The 3,352-nt window shown below is 43.7% G+C and carries 3 protein-coding genes; all 3 read right to left on the bottom strand.

Features of this window, described 5'->3' with window-relative positions; genetic code table 11:
• Window positions 1-59: 59 nt before the first annotated feature.
• Window positions 60-1,127: a DUF5977 domain-containing protein gene (locus DRW42_RS28315; protein WP_113952216.1), complete on the bottom strand. Its 1,068-nt coding sequence runs from the start codon at window positions 1,125-1,127 to the stop codon at window positions 60-62.
• A 118-nt stretch (window positions 1,128-1,245) separates the two neighbouring features.
• Complete coding sequence (locus tag DRW42_RS28310; protein ID WP_147243827.1) at window positions 1,246-1,698, bottom strand: hypothetical protein; 453 nt, start codon at window positions 1,696-1,698, stop codon at window positions 1,246-1,248.
• Window positions 1,683-2,201 carry an outer membrane beta-barrel protein gene (locus tag DRW42_RS29525; protein WP_425273528.1) on the bottom strand — a complete coding sequence of 173 codons (519 nt, stop codon included), beginning with the start codon at window positions 2,199-2,201 and terminating at the stop codon, window positions 1,683-1,685. Before DRW42_RS29525 ends, DRW42_RS28310 begins: the two co-directional genes overlap by 16 nt.
• Between the last annotated feature and the right edge of the window lie 1,151 nt (window positions 2,202-3,352).

The following is a 3,352-nucleotide window of genomic DNA, read 5'->3' as shown; positions in this document are numbered from 1 at the left end:
AAAAACGGTACCGAATAAATTCCGTACCGTTCCATTTCATCGAAACCCTAAATAATGGTTTAAAAAGAGAAGTTAAGAGGCAACCAAGGGCTTTCTACACCAGCAGCGATTGTTCTCGCAAGAAGCTGGTAGGAGCCTGACTGGCTGATTGTAAATCTGTAAAGGTTTCTGGCAGAAGAAGCACTGAGCGTACTTCCATCAGGTAAATACAGCTGGAACTCATATGTAGCGCCAGAGGGTGCGGCATCTCTAAATACAAGTGTTGCAGTTGCGTTATCTCCGACAGCATTTGCCGACTGAAGCTGTATTTTGAAAGCGGAACTACATGGGCCATTGCTATCGGCGTAAATCTGGCCGTTAGTGCCAAGGTCTGCGGCAGCAAGGTTATCTGCATCCTGTTGAGAGACTATGCTAGAATATTTAGATGCGGGAACTGTGAAGGTTACCGCTCCCGATGCACCGCCATATTCTCCGCAGGCATTTGAATAAAAAGTTCCAGAAACTGCTGCGCTGTAATATATAGTTTTACATTCGCCAACTGTATTTGCATTGGCCTGCCCGTTATTGTTTAAATCGTTCGTTGCCAGTTGATCGGCCGCCTGTTGGGTACTGGCCGTATATTTGCCGGCTGGTACGTTATAGGTAACTTTGGTTCCCTGTTGGCCCGGTCCACAGTTGTTCTTGGTAAACTCACGGGACATTGCAACGTTGGGATAGCTGGCAGGAGCATCTGGCTTCACAGTCAGATCAACGGATACTGTTACTTCATTCTGATTGGTTAACAATAATCTGAAATAGAGTGTACAGGCAATGTTTACCGCATAGGTATTGTTCATTTTGAAGGAGAACTTGGTCGTTTTGCCTTGCCCAAAGTCATAATTTTGGGTCTTGTTTAAATCCGAAAGCTGTAGGAAATTGCCATATGAGCTTCCTGGTGAGGAAGTTGTTGTCAAAGTGGAAAGATATACAATACTGTTTACGTACCGCAGGGTATTTTCTCCGGAAACCGTTACGGTAACTGTGCCCCCATTGGCAACCTCTGTGGGGGCCGCGGTAAGGGCAATAGTTTGCGAAAAAACTGAGTAGCCAGAGACTAAGAGAATCAGAAATAGATAAATTTTTTTCATTTTGGATCTAGGTAATTAATTTAATTGATGTATGGTTAGTTCGATGAAACTAAGATTTAAATATGCGCCAAAAATTTGGTAAGTTCTACATCGGGACAGGAAATATGCTGTAATATCTTTATTTCATATTGTCAAACCGTATAGTTGCACCAAAAATGATATATCTGGAGAGATTTTCAAAAGTTGTGGATTGAGTATAGAAGCTACCAAGCATGTTATTTTGGTAACTGAATGAATTGAATATGTCATAGGCCCTCGCCCATACAAAACCTCTGCCTCCCTTTGCAAAAAGCTTAATCTCCCCGTTTACGGCCCAGTTAACTTCCTGTCCGAGTCCCTTTGTATAGGTTGCTACCGGGTACACATACACCCCAAGAACATTTGGAATGGAATAGGCGAGCCGATCTGCATAAGTAAAAGACAAAGTACGTGAGGAAGAGCCGGAATAGGAATAAGATGAAAGGTTGCAATTAATGCTTGATCCGGTTCCTATTATTCCAAAGAGCCTGGAGCTTAGCGATACCGCCTGTGTCCAGCTGAGACCGGAATTGTTTTTCAGATTCCCCAACACGTACGTCGGTGTTTTTTGAAACAGCAGGCTATTTCTGNCCAGCTGAGACCGGAATTGTTTTTCAGATTCCCCAACACGTACGTCGGTGTTTTTTGAAACAGCAGGCTATTTCTGTAACTGTAAGGGCTTTTATCAAACACGTTCCCCGAAATGGCGAGGACAAGCTCCAATGAGTGAGCGCCACCAAGATTGGCAATCGAATTGTACTGAATTCCTTGCTCCTGACTGTAGACAACAGCGCCGAAGCGTTTGCTGAAGTATTCAAGGGCAGCCAATACCGATATATTTGTGCCCTTTCTTGATTTATAACTATAAAAACCTTCTGCCCGGTTGCGTACCTCTGGGTCAAGTCCTATGTTACCTTTGGACTGAGATATCAAATCAAAGGTATTCTCTATCGAAGTTAGTTGACTGGACGAAGGAAAATTTGCTATTCTTGTAAGTTGTAAAGAGATTGTCTCATTTTTCGTTGGGTTGAAGTCGAGTTTTCCTTCAGCTTCCATGTCTAATGTACTTAGCCCACTTTTACCCGATCCCGAAGAAATTCCTCTTTTGCCCAAGATCCCCCTTATGCTGCCCTTAACAGAAAGTTTTGTGCTAATGGTACGTTGCCAGTCTAGCCCGGGATAAAGAAGCATACTTTTAAGTTCTTCAGAATCTCTGTTATTAAAGGAAAGGCTATCAGAATTTAGGGTTTCCGAATACAGCAACCTACTGAATGAGGTACGCAGGTTTGGTGCTAGGTAACCGTTGTCTCCGAGCGGTAGGGTAAGCCTTGACACCCAGACAATAGACCTATCACCAAGCAATCGAGTACCCTTGAGATTATTCCCTTCCGAAGCTGTACTAAACTGTTTGATTCTGCTGCTCTCCGATACATCCTGGTTCCGTTCCGTATATTCCAGGCCCGAGAAAAGATTTTTGCCCATATTGTTTTTGGAGCGCTGCCGGTATTCAAGATTCTCCTTCAATATGCTCTTGAAAGTACTGCGTTGTCTGTGCAAGGAAGAAACCGTCAACAGTTTGTTATCTATCACCTCGTAGTATAGGCTATCAAGACTTTTGCTGTGATCAACAGCATAAGATTGCAAAAAGACAAGATCTTTGAGCGGACTGGGCTTAAACGCTGCCTTGAGGGTGGAGGATTCGATTGAAAATGCCCGCGATCTAGCATCACTGGTTGCCTTGGAAGAGCGGCCAGTTTCCTGCTCCAGTCTGGTCATTTCATAGCTGGTCCCTTCATGGTGCAGACTTCCCTTTCCTTCTACATTAAGTTCGAGCCTGCTGTTAAAAAATACATCACGTAAGGTAAGTTTGGCGCTGCTCGAAACCCGATTGTTTCCATTTGATGAAAATCTTGGACTAGGGTCTGCGAAGGGATTATCGCTGAGGTCTATATTATTGGAGCTCAGAACTGCCGAAATCTGTCTTTTGCCAGAAAAAGCATAGAGGTCGGTCGCTCCCATGTATCTATTAGAGGTTCCATACCCCATTCCTATAGAACCGAATTTTCCTTTCCGGTAAGCTTCTTTCAGTTTCAGGTTTAGCTTAACAATCGGTTTGGACATAACCGTATTGCTGACGCTGTCCAAATCAGTTTCGATAATTTCCACACCTTCAAGCACCCCAGCAGGCAGATATCTGAAAATATCTA

Origin of the sequence: Pedobacter miscanthi, assembly GCF_003315595.1 — a bacterium.
Taxonomy (GTDB): domain Bacteria; phylum Bacteroidota; class Bacteroidia; order Sphingobacteriales; family Sphingobacteriaceae; genus Pedobacter; species Pedobacter miscanthi.
Note: the sequence above shows the minus strand (reverse complement) of the source record. Positions and strands in the feature narration are given on the sequence as shown.